This is a genomic window from Shewanella dokdonensis, from assembly GCF_018394335.1.
Classification (GTDB): domain Bacteria; phylum Pseudomonadota; class Gammaproteobacteria; order Enterobacterales; family Shewanellaceae; genus Shewanella; species Shewanella dokdonensis.
Genome location: NZ_CP074572.1, coordinates 1,354,385 through 1,376,501, shown reverse-complemented (window position 1 = coordinate 1,376,501; position 22,117 = coordinate 1,354,385). Strand labels below are relative to the sequence as shown.

Genomic DNA, 22,117 nt, shown 5'->3' with positions numbered 1-22,117 from the left:
AGGCTCTCACCAGTGAATTATCCTTGGCGTATTTGGCATAAAATCATGCTTCTAAGCGGCTGACATCTACAGTTATCCGCAGCTTTGTATGAATAACACCCATATTGAACGCTGCTAACGAGAGTTGCCGGCGCGCCGCCCAGCGTTTTTGCTATGTGGCTCACCACTCCCTGTGCCGCTGCATGTTATTTATGATTGTCAGTGTTCAAACCTGAGGCTAAGGCCTGTGCAATCTGGCAAACGCCAGATACAGAAAGACAACGCCTTGGATTTTTGATACACCATAACGCATCACTGATGGATGAATAACATGGATAGTGAATGGCGAGGCAATTAGTCGAGGAACGGCTGGCATTTATCGAAATGTTGGCACTATGGCAAGGCGAAGTGCGTAACTGCGAGGTCGTCAAACAATTTACGATATCCCGCCAGCAGGTTTATAAGGATATTAGCCAATATCAGGCACGCTATCCTGCCGTGCTTACAAAACAAATGGATGGCCGTTATTGCTTCCAGGATACAGCGTTACCCATATTTTATGACGGCGATTTAGACACATACCTGCATTGGTTGCAAACCAATGAATTTTCCCCACCAGCAAATTACTTAGCCAATAATACTTGGACATCATATCCCCGTTCAAAAGATGATTAATTTTTGCACTTTCATATGAATTAGATTTATAGTCTCTCAGGTAATCAATAAGTTAGAATCCAAAACCTCAACCAAGGAAGGAAATATGAATCGCAATATTATTTTTGCCGTTGCTGCGTTGATACTTACGAGTTGCGCTACTTCACATATGACAACTGGTGCAGATTTTGACGCGACTAAAGTGACAAGCATAGTGAAAGGCAAGACCAGCGCCGATGAATTACAAATCTTAATGGGACAGCCATTTACTAAAACGGTTATAGATGAAAACAGTGAGCGTTGGGGATACCTTTACACCGATGTAACCTCAAAAGCTAAGAGTTATGTATTTTCGGTGGATGTGAACACCACAGGCTTGCGTAAGCAATTAGACGTTTTGATTAAAGATGGTGTTGTAGTTAATTACTCTTACACGGAAGCTCCAATCGGCAGCCAACTTAAGACAAATTAACCTTCAAACTGGTGAGGTGCATGTGTAAAGGCTAGCACCTAACATCTGCTACACCATGGCCTTGTGAGTTTTCGGACGCATTAAGGCAGAATTTTCCGACATCACTAGCTGCCCATTTTCTGACATCGCTAAGGGAATTTTCGGACACCTTTAGCGCGAGTTTTCTTACTCGATAAAAAAGCTATTTTTGCTTGGCAAGTTTAGCTGTTAGTTTCGCTATTCGCTTTTCATTATCATCAGTCCATCCCTGCTTTAACGCCTTTTGTGACAGCTCAAGCGCACCTTGTAGATCACCTTCTTTTTCAAGAATGATAGCAAGTTGTTTGTAACCTGTATGTGAAGGCAGAATTTGAGGTTCATCATAATAGGGATGTGTCATACCCGTTAATTTATGAAGCCCTTTTAGTTCTTTCGGTTTTTCGGGATAACGAAATTTTTTGACTAATTTACTAGAAATAGATATCTGCAATAAGCAAAACTCTTTGGCCTTTTCATAATGAGCTTGATCATTCCGCAAACGGTAATGATATTTAATTAAACCAGCTAGGGCTAAGTGAATATCTATGTAATTTCGCTTAGTCAGGCTAAGAGCCTCTTTTACCGCTTGCTCGGTTTTGTTCCTGATGATGTCTTTCGCGTCATCCTTTGCCACACACGCTAAGACGTCCAGTAAACAGCATTTACCTGTTTCGCCATATTCCTTCCCTACCAGCTTTGCGTAGAGATAACGCTCACCTGTCGGGTAGCCCATTGGCTGATAGTCGCGGGATATTTGATCGCGTTGTTCAGTTGTTAGTGCTGTGTTCCACCATTCCTTTAGTTCGTACTTGTCGAGGATGTCCATATTAGGTTTCTAGTCGATGTGATTGACTAACTGTAAGGTATTTTTCTGGTGGGTAGGGAGATATTTTCTAATGTGAGTGAAAAAGCATGTGTGGGTTTAAATGTGGGTTCAAAATGCAAAAAAGCCAGTCGCAATGACTGGCCTTTTCTTTAAATACAATATGTTACTGATTCAATATCAGTTCATGCCGTATTTTTCAGTTTCTTGCGCAGGGTGCCGCGGTTGATACCCAGCATGTTGGCGGCACGAGTTTGGTTGCCACGGGTGTGCTGCATAATGATATCAAGCAGAGGGGCTTCGACTTCGCAAAGCACCATTTCATATACTTCTTGAGCTTCCTGACCATCCAGCTGCGAGAAGAAGTTGCTAACAGCGCGTTTTACGGCGTCGCGCAGCAGCTGTGGCTTGATGGTGCCGTTTGCGGTTTCAATTTTGCCTACGGTAAGCGGATGAGCTTCTGTGTGAGTTGTCTGATCAAACATTCGTTTCTGCTCTTATTTATCTAGTACACATTCATCAAAATAGTGTTCCACCATGGAGCACTGTTCGGCAGCGCTTTCCAGCTGATTAAACTCAGCCCGAAATTGGCGCTGTTCTTCCTGGTTCAGATACCAACCTATATGCTTTCTGGCGAAGCGAATGCCTTTATATTCGCCATATAAATCATACAGTTTGGACAAATGCTCCAGCATCACTTGACGCTTTTCAGCATTGTCTACAGGTGCCGGCAAACTGCCGGTGTCCAGGTAATGCTGGATCTCTTTAAAAATCCACGGTCGTCCCTGTGCGCCCCGGCCTACCATCAGAGCATCCACGCCAGTGTAATCCAGCACGAAGCGGGCTTTCTCCGGTGAGGTGATATCTCCGTTGGCGATAACCGGTATCGAGACATTCTGTTTGATTGCCTTGATGGTGTCGTATTCGGCTTCTCCCTTGTACAGGTCTTGCCTAGTACGGCCATGTACCGCTAAGGCGGTAATGCCACTCTCTTCAGCAATCTGGGCGATTTGAACACCATTCCTGTGTTCTGGGTCCCAACCCGTGCGAATCTTCAGCGTTACAGGTACATCCACTGCTGCTACCACCGCATCTAGGATACGTTGCACCAATTCCGGTGATTGCAGCAAGGCTGAGCCCGCGAGCTTCTTATTCACTTTTTTGCTGGGCAGCCCATGTTGATATCGATGATCTGGGCACCTTGCTCTACGTTGTAGCGGGCGGCCCAAGCCATGTCATCGGGATCTGCCCCGGCAATTTGTACCGAGCGTAGGCCTTCCTCGCCGGAATGGCTCATACGCTGGCGACTTTTGTCCGTATCCCATAACTCAGGATTGGACGAAAGCATCTCTGACACTGCCATGGCAGCACCATAACGGAGACAGAGATTACGGAAGGGCTGATCGGTGACACCTGCCATTGGTGCCACGATCAGCTGGTTTGTCAGTTGATAGGGGCCAATTTGCATTTCGCGGTTTCACCTAGCGCTTCAAAGGGGCGCCATAGTACGCCTTTTTGCTAGCCATGAAAAGGTCAATAAATAACCTAAAGCAAAACTTTTTTCTTGACTTTTAGATCCTTCGAAGTCAGTGCTGGCGTGCCTTGGCGGCCTATTACAGCGATTTGCGTACTCCTGTCAAGCGGCTCCAGTCTTCTTTGTGAGCAGCGGCGTCCATGGTAAACCACTCGCTGTAGATTTCGCGGAGTTCTTCGGCTTGTTCATTAAGCAAACCTGATAACGCTAGCTTGCCTCCAGGCTTAACCAGCGATGCAATTTGTGGTGCCAGTTCCCGCAGTGGCCCGGCGAGAATGTTGGCCACTAACACATCGGCTTGAATGCCTTGTGGCTGATCTTGCGGCAAGTACAGGCTAAGCCGGTCTATCACCTGATTGCGGGTGGCATTGTCGCGGGAGGCGTCGATGGCTTGATAATCGATATCGATACCAATAGCCGATTTAGCGCCGAGTTTCAGGGCGGCAACGGCGAGAATACCGGAGCCACAACCAAAGTCGATCACTTCCTTATCTTGCAGTTCCAGGCTGTCTAGCCATTGCAGACACAAGGCGGTGGTAGGGTGGGTGCCAGTACCAAAAGCTAGCCCTGGGTCAAGGATCACATTAACCGCATTCGGATCTGGGATCTCGCGCCAACTGGGGCAGATCCACAACCGTTGACCAAACTGGATGGGATGAAAGTTATCCATCCATTCCCGTACCCAGTCTTTGTCTTCGATCTGTTCGATTTTGTAGTTGAACTGTTGTTGCAGAAACGGCAGTTGCTGCAACTCGGCTACCACTGGCGTGAGGTCAGTACCGGCATCAAACAAGGCGACAACAACCGTGTCGGCCCACAATGGTGTTTCACCCAGTTTGGGTTCAAATATGGGCGTGTCTTTACCGTCTTCGAAGGTAATCGACACACTGCCGAGTTCCATCAGCAGGTCGCTCAGTGCTTCAGCATGTTCACTGTTGCTGTGGATACGTAGCTGGATCCAGGGCATGTAAGGCTTCTCTTTGGCTAGAAATAAACCCGCGTATTGTAAGGCAAGGGCTTGCCGCCTTGCTAGCCGATATCACGCAAGTTGGATGAAGTAAAAGTGAAACTGGCTTTCAAAAGTTGCCAATAAAATGCCTGAAATTGGTATCTGAGTTACGTTTTTGACTGATAAATTCAAATAAGCGTTTGATTATTATAGGTTAAATGGTCTTACCATTCACTGTGGCGATAATCCGTATTTGTGATGTATGTCTGATTGGTATTGCAGAATTATTGAACACGATCACGAAAGTCACTTGTCACTATTGGCCAGGCAAGCGGGTTGCGATATGTTGGTACGCTCACGGATCTGACCTTAAATAACTTTAATAACTATGTTAACTAAATATCGTATCAGTGAGAGATGGTTGGGGTATCCACAAAGCCATCGCTGGTCAGCCATCGCGGACATACTGCAGAGTGGCTCCGGCCTTATCTTAGGTTTGTTTCTGCTGGCACACCTGCATTTTGAATCCTCTATCTTGCTGGGCAAAGCGGCGTTTTATCGCGTGGCGAATGTGCTGGAAGGCGGTTGGTTTACCAGCAGCGGCCACGGCTCGTCGTTGCTGACGCAGACGTTTTCAGTGTTCATGTTGCTGGTGGTGATGGTACATGCGGCGACTGCACTCAGACGTTTCCCGGCACAGCGGCGGCAGTGGCAGGCACTGCGTAATCATAATCTTTTGCTCAACCACCAGGATACGCGCTTGTGGTTTTGGCAGATGGTGACTGGATTTTTGATGTTTTTCCTGGTGCCGATGCACTTGGTGACCATGATTACCAATCCTGAAATCGGCCCACATCTGTCTGCGGCGCGCGTTTGGCATGACAACTACTGGCTGGTTTATATCCTGTTGCTGCCCGCGGTGGTGGTTCACGCCATGCTCGGGCTCTATCGGCTGGCTCTCAAATGGGGCGTGAGTTTTCGTCGAGACGGGCTGCGGCTGCTGGCGAAGATCCTAATCGGTTATCTGCTGGTGTTGGGGCTTTGCAGCCTTACCGCTTACCTGTTGATTGGTAGTGGTCTTGCGACGCCTGTAACACCGTTTATTCCTTGATGATTTGACCTGACCGATGCTGTCTGCCGCAAATCGCGGCCGGGAGGATTTTTCCCAACAGCCACAAGATTACCCAGATTAGCGGGTGCTAACGGGATTAAAAATAAGCAGAGCGTGGGATTTCATTAATCCCGAAAGGAGAGAGTGTGAAACTCATTTATACCGATGCACTGGTGGTGGGCGCTGGACTGGCCGGGTTGCGGGTGGCGATTGAAGCCAAGCAACGCGGACTGGATACGCTGGTGCTGTCGTTAATTCCGCCGAAACGTTCGCACTCGGCTGCCGCGCAAGGGGCATGCAGGCGAGTCTGGGCAATACCGTTAAAGGCGATGGCGATAACGAAGACATTCATTTTCAGGACACAGTAAAAGGCTCTGACTGGGGCTGTGACCAAAACGTGGCTCGGATGTTCGCCCATTGTGCCCCCAAAGCGGTGCGGCAGATGGCGAACTGGGGCGTGCCCTGGACGCGAGTGACGGCGGGGCCGCGGCAGGTGGTAGTCAATGCCGAACGGGTAACGCTGGAAGAAGCCCAAGCGGCACACGGGTTAATTAACGCCCGTGATTTTGGCGGCACCAAAAAATGGCGCACCTGCTACACCGCCGATGGCACTGGCCATTCACTACTTTATGCGGTTGATAACAAAGCCATCTCGTTAGATGTGCCGGTGCATGAACGCATAGAAGCGCTGAAAATCATTCACGATGGCAAGCGCTGTTATGGGGTGATTGCTCGTTGCCTGATCACTGGGGAACTGCGAGCTTATATTGCCAAATGTACCACTATAGCCACCGGTGGTTATGGCCGTATCTATGAGGTTTCTACCAATGCGGTTATTTGCGAAGGGATAGGTCAGGCGTTGGCGCTGGAAACCGGTGTGGCCACGCTGGGCAATATGGAAGCGGTGCAGTTCCATCCCACCGCAATTGTACCGGTAGGCATCCTCACCACCGAAGGTTGCCGTGGCGATGGCGGTATTTTGCGTGACAAAAATGGTCACCGTTTTATGCCAGATTATGAGCCAGAGAAAAAGAGCTGGCCTCACGTGATGTGGTATCGCGCCGCATGACCGAACATATGCGCAAAGGCTTGGGAGTCGATAGTCCGTACGGCCCGCATCTGTGGCTGGATATCACTTTGCTTGGGCGTAAGCATGTGGAAACCAACCTGCGTGAAGTCAAAGAGATCTGTGAAAACTTCCTCGGTATCGATCCCGCCGATGAATGGATCCCGGTACGGCCAACACAGCACTATTCCATGGGCGGCATTCGTACTAAAGCCAGCGGTGAAAGTCCACAGCTCAAAGGGCTGTTCAGTGTGGGGAAGCCGCTTGCTGGGATATGCACGGCTTTAACCGCCTGGGGGCAATTCACTGGCAGAAACCGTGGTTGGCGGCATGATTATCGGCAGCTATGTTGCTGACTTCTGTGAGCAGGAGGAATTACAGCTGGACACCCGGTTAGTGGAACAGTTTGCTGGCGAACTGCAACAGGAGATCGACACGCTACTGGCCACCGACGAAGGCGAAGATGCCTTTGATTTGAAACTGCAAATGCAGCGCACCATGATGGATTATGTGGGCATCTTCCGTAATGGCCCAGAGCTGCAAACCGCGGTGGATGAATTGAAAGCACTGCTGGCACGCTCGCGGCATATTCGCCTCAAATGCAAAAAACGTCACGCCAATCCTGAACTCGCAGAAGCGCTGCGGGTGCGGCGTATGCTCAAGGTCGCACTCACCGTTGCTTGTGGTGCCTTAGCGCGCACCGAAAGCCGTGGCGCCCATGCCCGCGAAGATTACCCGCAACGTAACGATAAAGACTGGCTCAGCCGCACACTCTCCAGTTGGCCAGATGCCAATGCACTGGAACCGAGCCTGAGCTATGAAGCACTGGATGTGATGCAGATGGAGCTACCGCCAGGTTACCGCGGTTATGGTGCCGATAACGCGATTGCACACCCCGATACCGCCAAACGGCAGCAGCAAATCGCCGAGATCTTGCAGCAATTGGGCGACAATGCTTCCCGGCAACAAAAACAACAGGCGCTGATGCCGTTTGAGTTACCCGAGCATCTACAGCCACAAAATCAGCGTTTACATGAGCTTTTAGCCCGCGGAGAAAAATCATGAGCCGTAGTCTGACTTTCAGGATCTTTCGTTACGATCCGCAACTGCCTGGCGATGCCCCCAAAATGGTGGATTATCAGTTGGATGAAACCCCAGGGATGACGGTTTTTATTGCGCTGAATCGGCTGCGGGCGGAACAAGACCCGTCATTGCAGTTTGATTTTGTTTGTCGCGCTGGCATATGTGGCAGTTGTGCCATGGTGATCAATGGCTTGCCTACGCTGGCGTGCCGTACCTTAACCGCCAAATACCCGGAGGCAGTGATTACCCTGATGCCATTGCCGGGGTTTGAACTGATTGGCGACTTGTCGGTTAATACCGGTAAATTTATGCGTGAGTTGGCGGAGCGTTTGAAACTATGGCTGCACCCCAAAGCGCAGCAAGCCGATATTCACCATCTGGAACAACCGATGGAACCGGACGAAGCCGCCAAGTTGTACGAGCTGGAGCGCTGCGTTGAGTGCGGTGTCTGTGTTTCTGCCTGTGCCACTGCGCAGATGCGCGACACCTTTGTTGGTGCCGTGGGCATGATGAAAATCGCCCGCTTTGAGCTGGATAGCCGCGATGCCCGTACGGCAGATGACTTCTATCATGTGCTTGGCACTCAGGATGGCGTATTTGGTTGCATGACCTTGCTCGGTTGTCAGGACAACTGCCCCAAAGATCTGCCACACATGCAGCAGATTGCCTATCTGCGCCGCAAAATGGCCGGGACTCTGATTGCACTTAACCGTGCCTAATCGCGCAATAGGGTAACATGCCCGGTAATAGCGCTTAACTCAGCGGCTAACGTTGATAGCGTTGGCCGTTTTTTTATTCCATTGGCTAAATGGATTTCCGCCGTAACTCACTGATTGGCTAATTATCTACAGCCGCTGGTGTGCTGAGTTATGCCAGCGGCTGCGTTTAGACTGCCGTTTAGGCGGTTTCTCTTGCCGCTTGATGTTGCTGCAATTTTTTATATAAAGTGGAAAAGCCAATACCTAATTTGGCGGCGGCTAGCCGTTTATCACCTCCCACTGCCGTGACCACATTCGCCACGTATTCGCGCTCCACTTGGGCGAGTGACTTGAGGTGGTTACCGGACATATTATCGCCAAACGGTAACAGCAGTTCTGGCGGCAAGTCTTCAGCGTCAATCTGATTGTTGGGGCAAAGCACTACCGCCCGCTCCACCATATTTTGTAACTCGCGCACATTGCCAGGCCAAGCATAGTGCAACAGCATGGAGGCCACTTTGGTGCTAAAGCCGTTGATTTTTCGCTGCATCTGCTCGCAATACATGCGTAAAAAGAAGTTTGCGAGCGGCAGAATATCTTCACTGCGATGGCGCAGCGGTGGCACTTTTACCTCAATTACCTTTAAGCGGTAGTAAAGATCTTCGCGAAAGTTGCCGTTTTTCACCTCTTGCAGCAGATCACGGTTAGTGGCGGACAGTAAGCGCACATTGACGTGGCGGGCGCGGTTTTCACCAACGCGCCGTACTTCTTTTTCTTGCAATACCCGCAGCAGTTTGGCCTGAGTGGCTGGGCTGAGTTCGCCAACCTCATCTAAAAACAGCGTGCCGCCATTGGCTTCTTCAAACAGCCCAGGGCGATCTCGGTTGGCGTCGGTAAATGCCCCTTTTGCGTGCCCAAAGAGTTCTGATTCCAGCAAGGTTTCGGTGAGGGCGGCGCAGTTGATGGTGATAAACGGTGCTAATGAACGGCATGAGGCTTCGTGAATATAACGGCTGATGCGTTCCTTGCCGACACCGCTTTCGCCGGTAATCAATACTGAGGAATCGACTTGGGCAACACGTTTGGCCATATCGATGACCTTTTGCATCTCGGTGCTACGTACAAACATGCCGTGATGATCTTCATTCAATCGACTCAATAAGCCTAACTGACGTTGGCGTTGTTTCAGTTTGCGCTCGGTTTCGCGCAGTTTTTCTGAAACATCCCGCAGCATGATATCGGCGGAGCTCATGGCATAGAACTCCAGATAGGGCTTAATTTTGTCGCCCCATTTTTCTTTAAAGTTACCGCGAATGCGGCAGTATGGGTCGCCTTTGGCAACGCATTTATCTTCGATGAAGTAGACTTCACGGCCAAACTTAAATGATTCATAACCACTGGCGTAGCCCATTAACGTCCAGCAGGCAGGTTCGTCAGCTTTGCCATACAGCAGCCGATGCTGCTCGGCTTCATAGGAATCTTTGAGGATACATTCATAGAGCGGCTCATCGTCATTCCCATTGCTCATTTTCAGCTCGATGGTGTTCACTTCACCAAAGAGTCGATGCAGTAAGGCGCCACCATGGGATTGTTTGACGAGATCAGGAAATTCTTGAGACAGCATTTTGGCCGTGCACCAGCCATGGGCATAACCAAAACGCGTTAAAATGGCACAAGCACCATGAAACCCGAGTGTGTCGATCAGCTCTTTACGCAGCAATGCCAGCGAAGCGAGATCGAACACAATCACCCGTTGATCTAAAAAGTGCAGTGAATTGCTCTCATCAGACACGGTCAGCATCTCTTTCAAACTCAGTCCATCGTTTTCCATCGCCTCACTCCTCGCATAGAAGTGATTCTCTAATCAGAGAAAAATATTTCTCAGATTAGAGAATGCTCTATAAGTGAACCATTAAAAATACCATAAAACTCAAAGTGTTAATCGATTCTAATGGCTTGGCATAGGCGATGCTATGAGCCATACGACAGTTTTGTACAAACTGTGTTCAAGCGTAATAAATAACAAGGAGCATTGAGATGTCTGACAACAATGAACAACATGAACATGCAGGTGTATCTCGGCGGGACTTTATCAAAGGTTCCGTTGCTGCCGGAGCGGTATCTGTCGTGGGGATGGTGATGCCGGGACGTGCGCTAGCGGAAAATCAGCGGATTGGGGATCCGGTAACTGATGAACACAAATGGAGTTGGGAACAACCGCAAAAACCGATTAATGCGAGTGAAATCAAAGAGAAGATTAATGCCGATGTGCTGGTAATTGGCGCCGGGTTAGCCGGATTGGCAGCCGCGATTTCAGCCGCAGAACAGGGTGCTAATGTGCACCTTATTGAGAAAAACAACATCTGGGGCGCGCGCGGTGGTCACATTGCCGCCTTTAATAGCAAGCTCCATAAAGAACTGCATATCGACAACGATTATCGCCAAGTGATCCGCGACTGGATCGCATGGGCACAAGGTCGTCTGGACGAAAAATTGCTGTGGGAATATGCCCATCGTAGTGGCGCCGCTATGGACTGGATGATCGATATCACCCGTCGCCGTGGCCTAGATGTGGCAATGTGGGAAGGCTATTACAAAGGCCCGGACTACACCGAATATCCAGTGACACACTTTTTCTACAAGAAAGGTGCCGATATGACTTACGCCAACGGCCATGCCGAAGGTGTAGGTAACATAGTGTTAGTACCAGCCTTGGAAGCTGAAGCCAAAGATAAAGGCGTCAAAATCCATTATAAAACCCCATCTGTACAGATTTTGCGACAGGAGGGTGGCCCAGTGACTGGGGTGATTGCAGGTAACCCTGATCATTACATTCAATTCAACGCGCCGAACGTGATTATTGCCACCGGTGACTACGCTTCTAACCGTGAACTGATCCAACGCTACTCACCAGAAACATTACTGGCCGATGCGCAAATCTACTTCCCGAACAAATGTAATACCGGCGATGGTTTGATCCAGGCGATGCACGTGGGGGCGCGATGCAGAAACATGAGCCCCATGCCGCCGTTATTCACCTGGAAGCCGGTGCTGCCAGTTACGGCTTCCTGCATGTGAATGCCAATGGTCAGCGCTTCAAAAATGAAGACGTTAATACACAATCCAAAAGCTGTACAAAAGAGATGCAACCCGATGGTATCGCCTGGACTATCTACGACAGTCGTTGGGCTGACCAAGTGAAATCTCAGATTGATAACAATCTGGCCGGTGGCCTGTTCTATGGGCAAACCTTCCAACCCTGGGGCCAAGGTTTCAATAAAGAGATGGAAATTGACGTGCAGAAAGGACACATCAGACAGGGCAAAGTGCTCGTTGCCGATTCGCTTGATGAACTTGCGCAAAAAATGCACGTGCCAGCGGCGCAACTGAAAAAACTGTAGCACGTTACAACGAGTTGTATCGCCAACAGAACGATGTGGATTACGGCAAACGTAAGGAGCTGCTTACTGCCATTGATAAACCCCCATATTACGCTGGCAAGTTGATCAGCACAGTGCTGACCATGTGTGGTGGCTTGCGTACCGACAGCAGCTTATTGGTGAAAGATGCCAACGACCAACATATTCCTGGTTTGTATGTAGTGGGGGCAGCCCAAGGCGAATTCTTTGCCAACGACTACCCAACTATCTGCCCCGGAATTGGTCATGGCCGCTGCGTGACCTTTGGTCGCATGGCAGGGATCAAAGCCGCTGGTGGTGATATCGATAAGTTATTACCGTCACTGAAAGTCTAACTCACTGATAGCAATAGGAATGACGATGATCAACACGCAAGTTTGGTCGCTGTGCCGGTTGCTATGGGTGCCTCAAATCGCACCAGGCTGGGGCCGTTGCTTGCGTTGCATGTCATTTCTCCAACGGGGAGGCGTTATTGCCTCCCGGCTGGAAAATCCAACAATAAGGATGGTGAATTGTGAACAAAGCAAGCAAATGTCTCTGGACTATCGCGATTTGCAGTGCCTGTTGGCTGGCGGGAGGGGCGGCGCAGGCGGCCACTTCTGGCACACACTACGGCTTTGGTGGTGAAGGGGTGATGGCGGGAACCACACCGCCAATCGGCTTCACTTACCGAATGTACAACACTTGGTCTAACCCAACGACCATGAAAGATAATCGGGGCCACAAAATCAATAATGGCTTTAACCTTGATGTTTTTGCATCGGCGCATCGATTTGTCTATGTGACCGAGAGCAAGCTCTTTGGTGCTGATTACTTTTATGACGTAGTCATGCCCTTGGTGTCCAAAGATCTGGATATTAAGGCGACCGGATTTAGCGACAGCAAATCATTGTCGCTGGGTGACATGGTTATCGAACCATTGGCCTTGGGTTGGCACAAACCACGTTGGGATGGTGCCTTTGGGTTGGCGGTTATCGCCCCAACCGGCGAATATGACGCTGATATTCCTACTTCTCCGGGGTTGGGATACTGGTCTGGCATGTTGACCATAGGCGGCACTTACTACTTTGATTCCGCCCGTACTTGGACCATCAGTGCCTTGACTCGTACCATCATTAACAGTCGTCAACGCGACACTCATGTGCGTCCCGGCAGTGAGTTTGTGATGGAATATGGGCTTGGTAAAGAAGTACAAATGCGGGATGACTTGTTGGTGCGCGTGGGGATTGCGGGTGCTATTTATCGTCAGTTCAGCGACGACAGTAAAGATGGGGTGGATACCATCGCTTCTGAGCACAAACAGTCTAATGCCTTAGGGGTAGAACTTAACCTGTTTTACCTGCCAGCACAGTTCCAGGCCAATATCCGGGTATTGCGTGAGTTTGATGCAGAAAATACTACACAAGGCTCGCAGGCCGTGCTGACGTTAACTAAATCGTTTTAGTCGCCAGCTTTGAAGATAACTTTGCTCAAATTAGCAAGGGGCAGCGCCACTGGAGCTGCCCCTTGTTGCTGTTACCGCAGGTGGGTAATCCTCCGCCGTAATGGCTTGCTGTTAGCCATAGTTTTCGAACCTTGGGGAATTGCGGCCGCCTATCGCGGTATTTTCTTGCGCGGAGAATTGCCCGTTGCTTGGGATCTTCGTCAACCTCGCCGGGCTTTCCTGCTATAATGCCGCCTCGATTTTGATGGAGGCAACGATGGACGTATCTTCTTTACTTGATGGCCTGAATGAGAAACAGCGCGAAGCGGTCGCCGCCCCTTGTCGAGCATGTTGGTGCTGGCTGGGGCAGGCAGTGGCAAAACGCGGGTGTTAACTCATCGCATTGCATGGCTGATGCAGGTAGAGAACCAGAGCCCTTATTCGATTATGGCGGTGACCTTTACCAATAAGGCGGCCACTGAGATGCGTGAGCGTGTCGAGCGGCTTATTGGTCACAACATGAATCGGATGTGGATCGGCACATTTCATGGGCTGGCGCATCGGCTGTTACGTACCCATTGGCAAGAAGCCGCACTGCCACAGAATTTTCAGATCCTTGATGGCGAAGATCAGCACCGCTTGATCAAACGTATTATCAAGAGTCTTAATCTTGATGAAAAACAGTACCCACCGCGCATGGTGCAGGGCTATATCAATGGTAAAAAAGACGAGGGATTAAGACCGTCGGCCATTGATGCCGGGCCGTTCCCCTTGGAGCAAAAACTGCTGGAGCTGTACCGGGTTTATCAGGAGTCCTGCGACCGCGCCGGGTTGGTGGACTTTGCTGAAATTCTGCTGCGGGCACACGAGTTATGGCTTAATAAGCCGCATCTGCTGGAACACTATCAGGACAGGTTTCGCAATATTCTGGTGGATGAATTTCAAGACACCAACGCCATTCAATACGCCTGGATCCATGCTGGCAGGCGATAGCGGTCATGTGATGATTGTCGGCGACGATGATCAGTCGATTTATGGCTGGCGTGGGGCGCAGGTAGAAAACCTGCATCGTTTTCTGAAAGATTTTCCGCATGCCACCACTATTCGTCTGGAACAGAACTATCGCTCTACCGGCAATATTCTGAAAGCGGCTAATGAATTAATTGCCAATAACCCAGACCGTCTCGGTAAAGACCTGTGGACGGAAGATGCTGAAGGCGAGCCTATCTCCGTTTATTGCGCCTTTAATGAACTGGATGAAGCGCGTTTTATCATCGGGCGCATTGCGGATTGGCAAGATAAAGGCGGTAATTTAGCCGATTGTGCGATTCTTTACCGTTCCAACGCGCAGTCGCGGGTGCTGGAAGAGGCATTACTGCATAAAGGGCTGGCTTACCGTATTTATGGTGGGTTGCGCTTCTTCGAACGGCAAGAAATCAAAGATGCCATGGGCTACCTGCGCTTGATGACAAATCATGATGATGATGCGGCGTTTGAGCGGGTGGTGAATACGCCAACGCGAGGCATAGGTGACCGAACCCTGGAGATTATGCGCAGCACGGCACGCCAGCATCAACTGACGCTGTGGCAGGCAGCCGGACAGTTATTGGAGCAAAAAGTGCTCAGCGGTCGGGCGGCCACGGCGGTGCGCAGTTTTATGGATCTGATAGTCGCGCTGGCACACGATACCGACGAAATGGTCTTGTATCGCAAAACGGATCATGTGATCCAAGCCTCTGGCCTCAAAACCATGTATGAGCAGGAAAAGGGCGAGAAGGCACAAAGCCGGGTAGAGAACCTGGAAGAACTGGTCACGGCGGCGCGTACATTTGAAGTGCCAGAAGAGCTGCTGGACATGGGTGAACTCAACGCCTTTTTGTCTCATGCAGCGCTGGAAGCGGGTGATGGGCAAGCCGATGAACATACGGATGCGGTGCAGTTAATGACATTGCACTCAGCCAAGGGGCTGGAATTTCCGGTAGTGTTCATGGCCGGGGTCGAAGAAGGTATTTTCCCCAGCCAACTGACGTTGGAAGAAGGGGATCGGCTCGAAGAGGAACGCCGCTTATGTTATGTCGGCATGACCCGCGCCATGGCACAACTCTATATCACTTATGCTGAGTCTCGGCGAATTTATGGCCGCGAGAACTACGCCAGACCCTCGCGGTTTATTAAAGAGATCCCGCCACAGTGCATGCAGGAAGTACGGTTGAAGGCCCAGGTTTCCACCCCAGTGTTAAATACCCGTTTTAGCCGTAGTCAGCAGTTTGATGACAACGGATTTCATCATGGTCAGCGGGTCGTGCACGCCAAGTTTGGCCAAGGCACAGTTACCAACAGTGAAGGTAGTGGGGCCCAGGCCAGGGTTCAGGTAAATTTTGATGATTTTGGTAGTAAGTGGCTGGTAGTGGCCTACGCTAAGTTACAAACGGTGTAATACCGTGGCGGCTAAATGTCATTTTGTGGTGTAAATCACACTCTGACTGCGTCATAATGCATTGCTGTAGTGCAAAGACTGAGGGATTTGGAGAGAGCAGGCCCATGAATCTTAGGGAAAAATTCGACGCATATGCGCGTCTTGCTCGTATTGATCGTCCAATCGGCACATTTCTATTGTTGTGGCCGTGTCTGATGGCCTTATGGTTGGCGGCGGGTGGTTTACCCAGTGCCAAAGTGCTGGTGATCTTTATCCTCGGGGTATTCATCATGCGCGCCTGTGGCTGCATTATTAACGATTACGCCGATCGCCATCTCGATACCCATGTTGAACGCACCAAGTCGCGGCCATTAGCCAGCGGTGAAGTCTCGGTTAAAGAAGCGCTGCTGCTGTTTGTGGTGTTGGGGCTGGTGGCTTTTGCGCTGGTGCTGATGCTCAATCCCTTGGTGGTTAAACTGTCCTATATCGGCATGGTGCTTACCATCATTTATCCCTTTACCAAACGCTTTACCAATATGCCGCAGATGTTTCTCGGCGTTGTTTGGAGCTGGTCAATTCCTATGGCTTATGCTGCACAAACTGGTGCAGTGCCCGCTGAAGCTTGGTGGTTGTTTGCGGCAAACTGGTTCTGGACCATCGCTTACGACACCATGTATGCCATGGTGGATCGCGATGATGACCTAAAAGTCGGTATCAAATCTACGGCGATTCTGTTTGGTAAATATGATAGGCAAATCATCGGGTTATTCCAGTTGGCGGCGCTCACCTGTTTTATGACCGCAGGTTTTGTGGCGGATCGCGGCCTGATGTATCTGATCGGTTTGCTGGCCTTTATCGGTTTCAGCCTGTATCAACAGCGGTTGATCTTTGGCCGTGAACGCGCGCCTTGCCTGAAGGCTTTTCTCAACAACAACTGGGCGGGTATGGCGTTATTTTTGGCATTAGGCATGGATTACCTGATGGGCGTGGCTATCTAGTCACCAGCATCTCAATGCCCGATTTGCCCTCAAGCAGGAGGCACTGATGCAACTGTTCGACGTAAAGTGGCCGCTGGTGCAGGCGCCCATGGCGGGGGCTCAAGGCATCGAACTAGCGCTCGCGGTGGCAAGTGCGGGTGCCTTGGGGTCTTTGCCCTGCGCCATGTTAAATGCAACGCAGATCCAGCAAGCCGTGGCGCAGTTCCGCCAGCAAACCCAAGCCCCCATCAATCTCAATTTTTTCTGTCACACGCCACCCGAAGCACAACCACACAAGTTGCAGCAGTGGCAGCAACGGTTGCAACCTTACTATCAGGAACTGTCAGCAACGCCAGTGGATACGGTTGTTGAACGCCGCCCATTTGATGCCGCGATGGCGGCGGCAATTGCACCATTGCGGCCTGAGGTTGTCAGTTTTCATTTTGGTTTACCTGAGCCGTCACTATTGCAGCAGGTAAAATCTTGGGGCAGCAAAGTGATTGCCAGTGCCACTACCGTTGCCGAAGGTGTGTGGTTGCAGGCGCAGGGGTCGATGCGGTCATCGCTCAAGGATTGGAGGCCGGAGGTCATCGCGGCCATTTTCTCACTGATGAACTGTCGTTGCAGTCCGGTACGTTCGCGTTGTTACCACAATTGGCGGCGGCGCTCAATGTGCCAGTAATTGCTGCTGGCGGTATGGTGGATGCCACCACCATTGCTAGCGCGATGAAGCTTGGGGCTGCTGCGGTGCAGGTGGGAACGGCCTATCTGTTATGCCCCGAAACCACTATCAGCCAGCTACACCGTCAGGCATTAGTTGATCCACAACGCAACCAGCATACAGCGCTTACGCGGGTGTTTAGTGGCCGACCCGCCAGAGGGATTGTGAACCGGCTAATGCGGGAACAGGCGATGGCGGATATTCCAGATTTTCCGTTGGCCGCCAGTGCCATCGCCCCGCTGCGCAAGGCCGCTGAGCAGCAAGGCAACAGTGATTTCAGCCCCTTATGGTGTGGGCAAAATGCCAGTGGTTGCCGGGCGATTCCGGCGGCTGAACTGACCCGCCAGTTAGTGGCAGGATTGCCGCGCTAACCCTAGGTAATCGATTAACTGACCAAGGAACGCAGGTCTGCTGGACGATAATAAACCGACTTCAATACTTTGCCACGGCGTACCGTCTTGCCAGCCATGGCTACGTCTTTGGCACATTTGGCGATCAGATAATCGCCATTTCGGCTGCCGCTGATCTCGATCCCTTGCCGGGCATAATGGGCAATGGTTGCTTCTAGTTCCTGCTCGGTGCGACAGACCTTGCTCATATTGCTGCTATGCACTTCGTCCCAGCAGGGGACAAAATCGATACCGCGATTGTTGGCTACCTGCAATAACAGATCCACCAGATAGCTGATCTCCAGCCGTTGCTCCACGGCGGTTGCACCAAGGTGTACCAGTCGGCCCATCAAGACATAGACGCTGTCGACGATAGCATCGGCTTGCGCTACTTTATCTGCGGCTTCGGCCAGCTCTGTCAGTTCTTCACTGATTAACGAGGTATGCAGTTGATCTTGCTTGGCATCTAAGGACTCAGGCTCTGCCACTGGTAGGTCAAAGGTCAGGCGAAATTCGCAGATATCACGATAGAGTTTGTCGTACAGCGACTGGGTCAACAGGGTGAGCTTCATCTTCTGGTTCTCGTTAGGGCATGTTTGGCGATCATAAGGAATCGTCACGGTTAACGCAAAATGCTGCCAAAAAGTATTGCCGAATAATTCGGTGCTTTTTGTGGGTTTCCGCTACCATAAGCTTTTCTCTGAATGATGGACAGATGGATGCCAATTCAACGAATTAATCCCAGCAAGCTCTGGTCTGATGTCACGATTTATCATGGCATTGCCCACTTTGTCGAAGTGGCCGAGAGCGAACCTCTAGGTGATATCCGTGAACAAGTCAGTGCCATACTGGCGCAAGCGGACAACAAATTGCAGCTTATTGGCAGTGACCGTAGCCGCGTGTTAGCGGTGACCATTTATCTCACCGACTTTGCCAACGCCGCCGTATTAAATGAACTGTGGGAAGCCTGGTTTCCTGAAGGTTGTGCTCCCAGTCGCGTCTGTGTCAAAGCCGAATTGGCCGACCCGCAATACCTGTTGGAAATGGCGTTTGTGGCGGCGGCTGGCGAGCCTGGTTATGCCGAGGGGCGCTAACATGTTTATCGTATCGTTAACTTATACTTGTGAACTCAGTGAGATAGAAAAACACCTTGCGGCACATATCGCTTATCTGGAACAGCAGTATGCGGCGGGCCATTTCCTGGCTTCGGGTCGCAAAGTGCCGCGTACGGGTGGGGTGATTTTGGCGCAAGCGGATAGCCAGGAGCAGTTATGGCAGATTCTGGCTCTGGATCCGTTTAAACAGCAACAACTCGCGGAATATGAGATCATCGAATTTATTCCTACAAAAACCGCGGAGAGTCTCGCGTGTTGGCGACAGTAATCGGCGTTGTTTTGATGGAATAGGGCATATGCAGGGCTAACTTAGGCTGGACAGGGAGGAACAGGACTATGGCCAAATATCGTATTTTAAGCTTGGATGGTGGGGGCTGCGCGGCGTGATCAGCGCGCGCTTGTTGCAACGTCTCAATGAACAACCGTCAATCGCCGGTTGGTTAGCACAAGTCGATCTGCTGGCGGGCACTTCTACTGGCGGCATTTTAGCGCTAGGGCTGGCCGCTGGCCACTCGCCGCAAGAGATTGCCGAGCTATACCAGCAGCGAGGGGCTGAAATCTTTGATGACAGCATCTGGGACAATGTCCGCGATCTTGGCAGAACCATAGGTGCCGAATACGCCACCAAGCCGTTGCGGAAAGTGCTGACCGAGACCTTTGGTGAACTGCAACTGGGTGACCTGAGCCGTAAAGTCGCCATTCCTACCTTTGACCTAGATAATGGTGCTGCCGCCGCCCACCGCAGCTGGAAGCCAAAAATTTTTCATAACTTCAACGGCAGTGACTGTGATGCCGCGGTCAAGGTGGCCGATGTGGCCTTGTACACCAGCGCTGCCCCGACCTATTTCCCCTCAGCGGATGGTTACATCGACGGTGGTGTATACGCCAATAATCCGGCCATTGTGGCACTGGCTCAGGCCATTTCTCAACATAACCTACCGCAAGAGCGCGCCGCAATGGATGACATAGTGTTATTGTCGGTTGGCACCGGGGTCAGTCTCACCTATATCAAAGGTAAAACCTTGGACTGGGGCTATGCCCAGTGGATCAAACCGCTGATAAACATTCTGATGGACGGTGTTTCCGGTATTGCTGACTATCAGGCCCGGCAGTTGCTGGGAGAAAGTTACCAGCGGTTGCAGTTAGTGTTTGAGCATGGAGAAACTATTGCGTTGGATGCGGTAAACAAACTACCGCATATGCTACAACTGGCAGACAGTGCCGACATAGATGCTACCGTGGACTGGTTACAGCAACACTGGCTGACATAGAAATTGTGGTGTTGTATTCAGTCTTATTGAGGAAAAGTGCAGAGTATTAGCTAAGGTAAAACTATTTCAATTCTAGGAGTGATGTTGATGGCAGCGTTTAGGGTTTACGGTGATGCGCAATCTGGTAACTGTTATAAAGTGCAATTGTTGTGTGCCTTGTTGCACCTGGACTATGAATGGGTAGCGGTGGATATTCTGGCAGGTGATACTCGGGTTAGCTCATTTCTGGAGAAAAATCCTAACGGTAAAATCCCGTTACTGGAACTGAGCGACGGTCGTACTTTGTCTGAGTCTAACGCCATCATTAACTATCTGGCTCATGGCTCTGCGTTATTACCTTCCGAACCGTTTGCGCTGGCTAAAGTGCAACAGTGGCAGTTTTTTGAGCAGTACAGTCACGAACCCTATATTGCCGTTGCGCGTTTTATCGCTAAATATCTTGGCCTGCCAGCCGAGCGCCGCGCCGAATATGAAGCCAAGCAGAAAGGCGGGCACAAGGCGTTGGCGGTGATGGAGCAACAGTTGCAGCACAGCCAGTTTATTGCCGGTGACAGTTTGAGCACCGCCGATATCAGCTTGTTTGCCTATACCCATGTGGCCGATGAAGGCGGCTTTTCGTTGGAGCACTATCCAGCTATTGACGCCTGGATCGATCGCATCAAAGCATTAGCAGCTTTCCGACCTATGGGGGCATGAGTTAACGCTGCTAAAAACAGCAGTTGTTTGGTACTGAGTGATTGATGGCTCCAGCCGAGAGTCAGGGTGGCTTTCCCACACGGTTAAAAACAGTAGAATAGCCACTTTGTTAACGCTGGAGCTGTTCTCATGTACCAAGATTTTGCAGCAGAGTTGGCCTGGGCCAGCCTGCATATGACCCGTACCCGCGCCGCAGTCGCGGCTTTACCTGATCTACACGGTGTCAGGCTCGCCTGTAACATGCACCTCGACCTGAAAATGGCACCGCTGGTAGCTGGGCTGCTGAGCAAAGGTGCTGAAGTGTTTCTTACTACCTGTAACCCGACAACGGTGCAGGACGATGTGGTCAAATATCTGTGCGACAAAGGGGCAACGGCACATGCTTGGCGCGATATGAGCGATGCTGACTGGTCGGATTCTTTTGATAAAGCACTGGCTTGGCAACCTACCCACTTGTGCGAAATGGGGGCCGATCTGACCACCCGTCTGCATCAGTCTGCCACTGGCCCCAAGATAATTGCTGGGCTGGAAGCGACCGGCTCTGGCATTAATCGTCTGGGCGGTGTCCATCCGCGTTACCCTATTTTTAACTGGGATGACCTGCCGGTAAAAGAAGGATTGCACAATCGTCATATGGTGGGGCTGACAGCCTGGCACACATTCTTTCAGACCACCCATCTCACCTTGCATGAGAAAACCGTTATCGTCATCGGTTATGGCCTCGTTGGGCAAGGGGTCGCCGCAGCAGCCAAAGCCTACGGCGGTCAGGTACAAGTGGCCGAACTCAATCCCGCAAGAGCGTTACAAGCCAAATATGATGGCTGGCCGGTGGTAGATTTGGCGACAGCGGTAACGCAGGCCGATGTGGTTGCCACCGCTACCGGGGCTTATGGTGTGCTGAATGCCAAACATTTGCAGGCGATGAAAGACGGGGCATTTATTCTCAACGTTGGCCATGTTTCACAAGAAATTGATGTGCCTTTCCTGAAACAGCAGGCCCGTCACAGTCTGCCGATGCCTTATGTCGATGCCTATGAATTTGATGGCAAAACCTTATACCTGCTGGCGGATGGTTCGATGTTCAATCTCACTGCTGGTTATGGTGATAGCCTTAACGCCTTCGATGTTACGTTGGCGGTGATGGCGGCGGGTATCGGTCACATTGTTGGCGCGGGTGCCTCACATGCGGCGGGTTTGTATCTACTGCCGCAATCAGCTTGGATGCCTGTTCTGTAACTGATTGTTTACTGGCGTGATCTACAAATGTTGTGAATATAAAAGTGCGTGACCTGCCGCCAAAGTT

General features: G+C 50.8%; 18 protein-coding genes and 5 pseudogenes. 17 read left to right on the top strand and 6 right to left on the bottom strand.

Annotated elements, in window-relative coordinates:
- The first annotated feature begins 321 nt into the window (after positions 1-321).
- A complete protein-coding gene (locus tag KHX94_RS06645) occupies positions 322-654 on the top strand; it encodes a BrxR family helix-turn-helix transcriptional regulator (RefSeq protein ID WP_213682837.1) in 333 nt (110 codons plus the stop codon).
- A gap of 85 nt (positions 655-739) precedes the next feature.
- A complete protein-coding gene (locus KHX94_RS06640; protein WP_213682836.1) occupies positions 740-1,105 on the top strand; it encodes a hypothetical protein in 366 nt (121 codons plus the stop codon).
- A 181-nt stretch (positions 1,106-1,286) separates the two neighbouring features.
- On the opposite strand, the gene KHX94_RS06635 is transcribed toward KHX94_RS06640, so the two are convergent.
- The 4 genes and pseudogenes from KHX94_RS06635 to prmA all read right to left on the bottom strand — a co-directional run bounded on the left by KHX94_RS06635 (position 1,287) and on the right by prmA (position 4,447).
- Positions 1,287-1,949 (bottom strand): hypothetical protein, encoded by a 663-nt coding sequence (locus KHX94_RS06635; protein ID WP_213682835.1) that lies wholly within the window; start codon positions 1,947-1,949, stop codon positions 1,287-1,289.
- Between the two features lie 177 nt (positions 1,950-2,126).
- Positions 2,127-2,431, bottom strand: a pseudogene (fis, locus tag KHX94_RS06630) (DNA-binding transcriptional regulator Fis).
- Positions 2,432-2,443: 12 nt separating this feature from the next.
- Positions 2,444-3,414 (bottom strand): annotated as a pseudogene (gene dusB, locus KHX94_RS06625) (tRNA dihydrouridine synthase DusB).
- A gap of 145 nt (positions 3,415-3,559) precedes the next feature.
- On the bottom strand, positions 3,560-4,447 hold the full coding sequence (gene prmA, locus KHX94_RS06620) for a 50S ribosomal protein L11 methyltransferase (RefSeq protein WP_213682833.1): 888 nt from the start codon (positions 4,445-4,447) through the stop codon (positions 3,560-3,562).
- A 370-nt stretch (positions 4,448-4,817) separates the two neighbouring features.
- Between prmA and KHX94_RS06615 the strand changes: the two genes are divergently transcribed.
- From KHX94_RS06615 to KHX94_RS06605, 3 genes and pseudogenes are all read left to right on the top strand, one after another.
- Positions 4,818-5,540 (top strand): fumarate reductase cytochrome b subunit, encoded by a 723-nt coding sequence (locus KHX94_RS06615; protein ID WP_213682832.1) that lies wholly within the window; start codon positions 4,818-4,820, stop codon positions 5,538-5,540.
- 146 nt (positions 5,541-5,686) lie between these two features.
- Positions 5,687-7,671, top strand: a pseudogene (locus KHX94_RS06610) (fumarate reductase flavoprotein subunit).
- The gene (locus tag KHX94_RS06605) at positions 7,668-8,408 is read left to right on the top strand and encodes a fumarate reductase iron-sulfur subunit (protein ID WP_213682831.1); all 741 of its coding nucleotides are present in this window, start codon (positions 7,668-7,670) and stop codon (positions 8,406-8,408) included. The pseudogene KHX94_RS06610 and the gene KHX94_RS06605 overlap by 4 nt, the downstream one beginning before the upstream one ends.
- 178 nt (positions 8,409-8,586) lie before the next feature.
- Here the strand turns inward: KHX94_RS06605 and KHX94_RS06600 are convergent, their stop codons facing one another.
- Positions 8,587-10,218 carry a sigma-54-dependent Fis family transcriptional regulator gene (locus KHX94_RS06600; RefSeq protein ID WP_213682830.1) on the bottom strand — a complete coding sequence of 544 codons (1,632 nt, stop codon included), beginning with the start codon at positions 10,216-10,218 and terminating at the stop codon, positions 8,587-8,589.
- Between the two features lie 206 nt (positions 10,219-10,424).
- Between KHX94_RS06600 and KHX94_RS06595 the strand changes: the two genes are divergently transcribed.
- The 7 genes and pseudogenes from KHX94_RS06595 to KHX94_RS06565 all read left to right on the top strand — a co-directional run bounded on the left by KHX94_RS06595 (position 10,425) and on the right by KHX94_RS06565 (position 17,714).
- Positions 10,425-11,465 carry an FAD-dependent oxidoreductase gene (locus KHX94_RS06595; protein ID WP_213682829.1) on the top strand — a complete coding sequence of 347 codons (1,041 nt, stop codon included), beginning with the start codon at positions 10,425-10,427 and terminating at the stop codon, positions 11,463-11,465.
- Positions 11,390-11,788 carry a hypothetical protein gene (locus KHX94_RS06590; RefSeq protein ID WP_213682828.1) on the top strand — a complete coding sequence of 133 codons (399 nt, stop codon included), beginning with the start codon at positions 11,390-11,392 and terminating at the stop codon, positions 11,786-11,788. Before KHX94_RS06595 ends, KHX94_RS06590 begins: the two co-directional genes overlap by 76 nt.
- A gap of 14 nt (positions 11,789-11,802) precedes the next feature.
- The gene (locus KHX94_RS06585; protein WP_213682827.1) at positions 11,803-12,141 is read left to right on the top strand and encodes an FAD-binding protein; all 339 of its coding nucleotides are present in this window, start codon (positions 11,803-11,805) and stop codon (positions 12,139-12,141) included.
- A 179-nt stretch (positions 12,142-12,320) separates the two neighbouring features.
- Positions 12,321-13,250, top strand: coding sequence for a SphA family protein (locus tag KHX94_RS06580; protein ID WP_244859358.1), 930 nt, complete (start codon positions 12,321-12,323; stop codon positions 13,248-13,250).
- 256 nt (positions 13,251-13,506) lie between these two features.
- Positions 13,507-15,666, top strand: a pseudogene (gene uvrD, locus KHX94_RS06575) (DNA helicase II).
- 104 nt (positions 15,667-15,770) lie between these two features.
- Positions 15,771-16,643: a 4-hydroxybenzoate octaprenyltransferase gene (gene ubiA, locus KHX94_RS06570; RefSeq protein WP_213682826.1), complete on the top strand. Its 873-nt coding sequence runs from the start codon at positions 15,771-15,773 to the stop codon at positions 16,641-16,643.
- Positions 16,644-16,689: 46 nt separating this feature from the next.
- Positions 16,690-17,714 (top strand): annotated as a pseudogene (locus KHX94_RS06565) (NAD(P)H-dependent flavin oxidoreductase).
- Between the two features lie 14 nt (positions 17,715-17,728).
- On the opposite strand, the gene KHX94_RS06560 reads toward KHX94_RS06565, so the two are convergent.
- Positions 17,729-18,304, bottom strand: a complete 576-nt coding sequence (locus KHX94_RS06560; protein ID WP_213682825.1) for a nucleoside triphosphate pyrophosphohydrolase family protein — start codon at positions 18,302-18,304, stop codon at positions 17,729-17,731.
- Positions 18,305-18,451: 147 nt separating this feature from the next.
- On the opposite strand from KHX94_RS06560, the gene KHX94_RS06555 reads away from it, so the two are divergent.
- From KHX94_RS06555 to KHX94_RS06535, 5 genes are all read left to right on the top strand, one after another.
- A complete protein-coding gene (locus KHX94_RS06555) occupies positions 18,452-18,826 on the top strand; it encodes a RidA family protein (protein WP_213682824.1) in 375 nt (124 codons plus the stop codon).
- 1 nt (position 18,827) lies between these two features.
- Positions 18,828-19,115 (top strand): YciI family protein, encoded by a 288-nt coding sequence (locus tag KHX94_RS06550; protein ID WP_213682823.1) that lies wholly within the window; start codon positions 18,828-18,830, stop codon positions 19,113-19,115.
- A gap of 115 nt (positions 19,116-19,230) precedes the next feature.
- On the top strand, positions 19,231-20,118 hold the full coding sequence (locus KHX94_RS06545; protein ID WP_213682822.1) for a patatin-like phospholipase family protein: 888 nt from the start codon (positions 19,231-19,233) through the stop codon (positions 20,116-20,118).
- A gap of 87 nt (positions 20,119-20,205) precedes the next feature.
- Entirely contained in the window at positions 20,206-20,814 is a 609-nt protein-coding gene (locus KHX94_RS06540; RefSeq protein ID WP_213682821.1) for a glutathione S-transferase family protein, read from the top strand.
- A gap of 129 nt (positions 20,815-20,943) precedes the next feature.
- A complete protein-coding gene (locus KHX94_RS06535; RefSeq protein ID WP_213682820.1) occupies positions 20,944-22,050 on the top strand; it encodes an adenosylhomocysteinase in 1,107 nt (368 codons plus the stop codon).
- Positions 22,051-22,117: the final 67 nt, after the last annotated feature.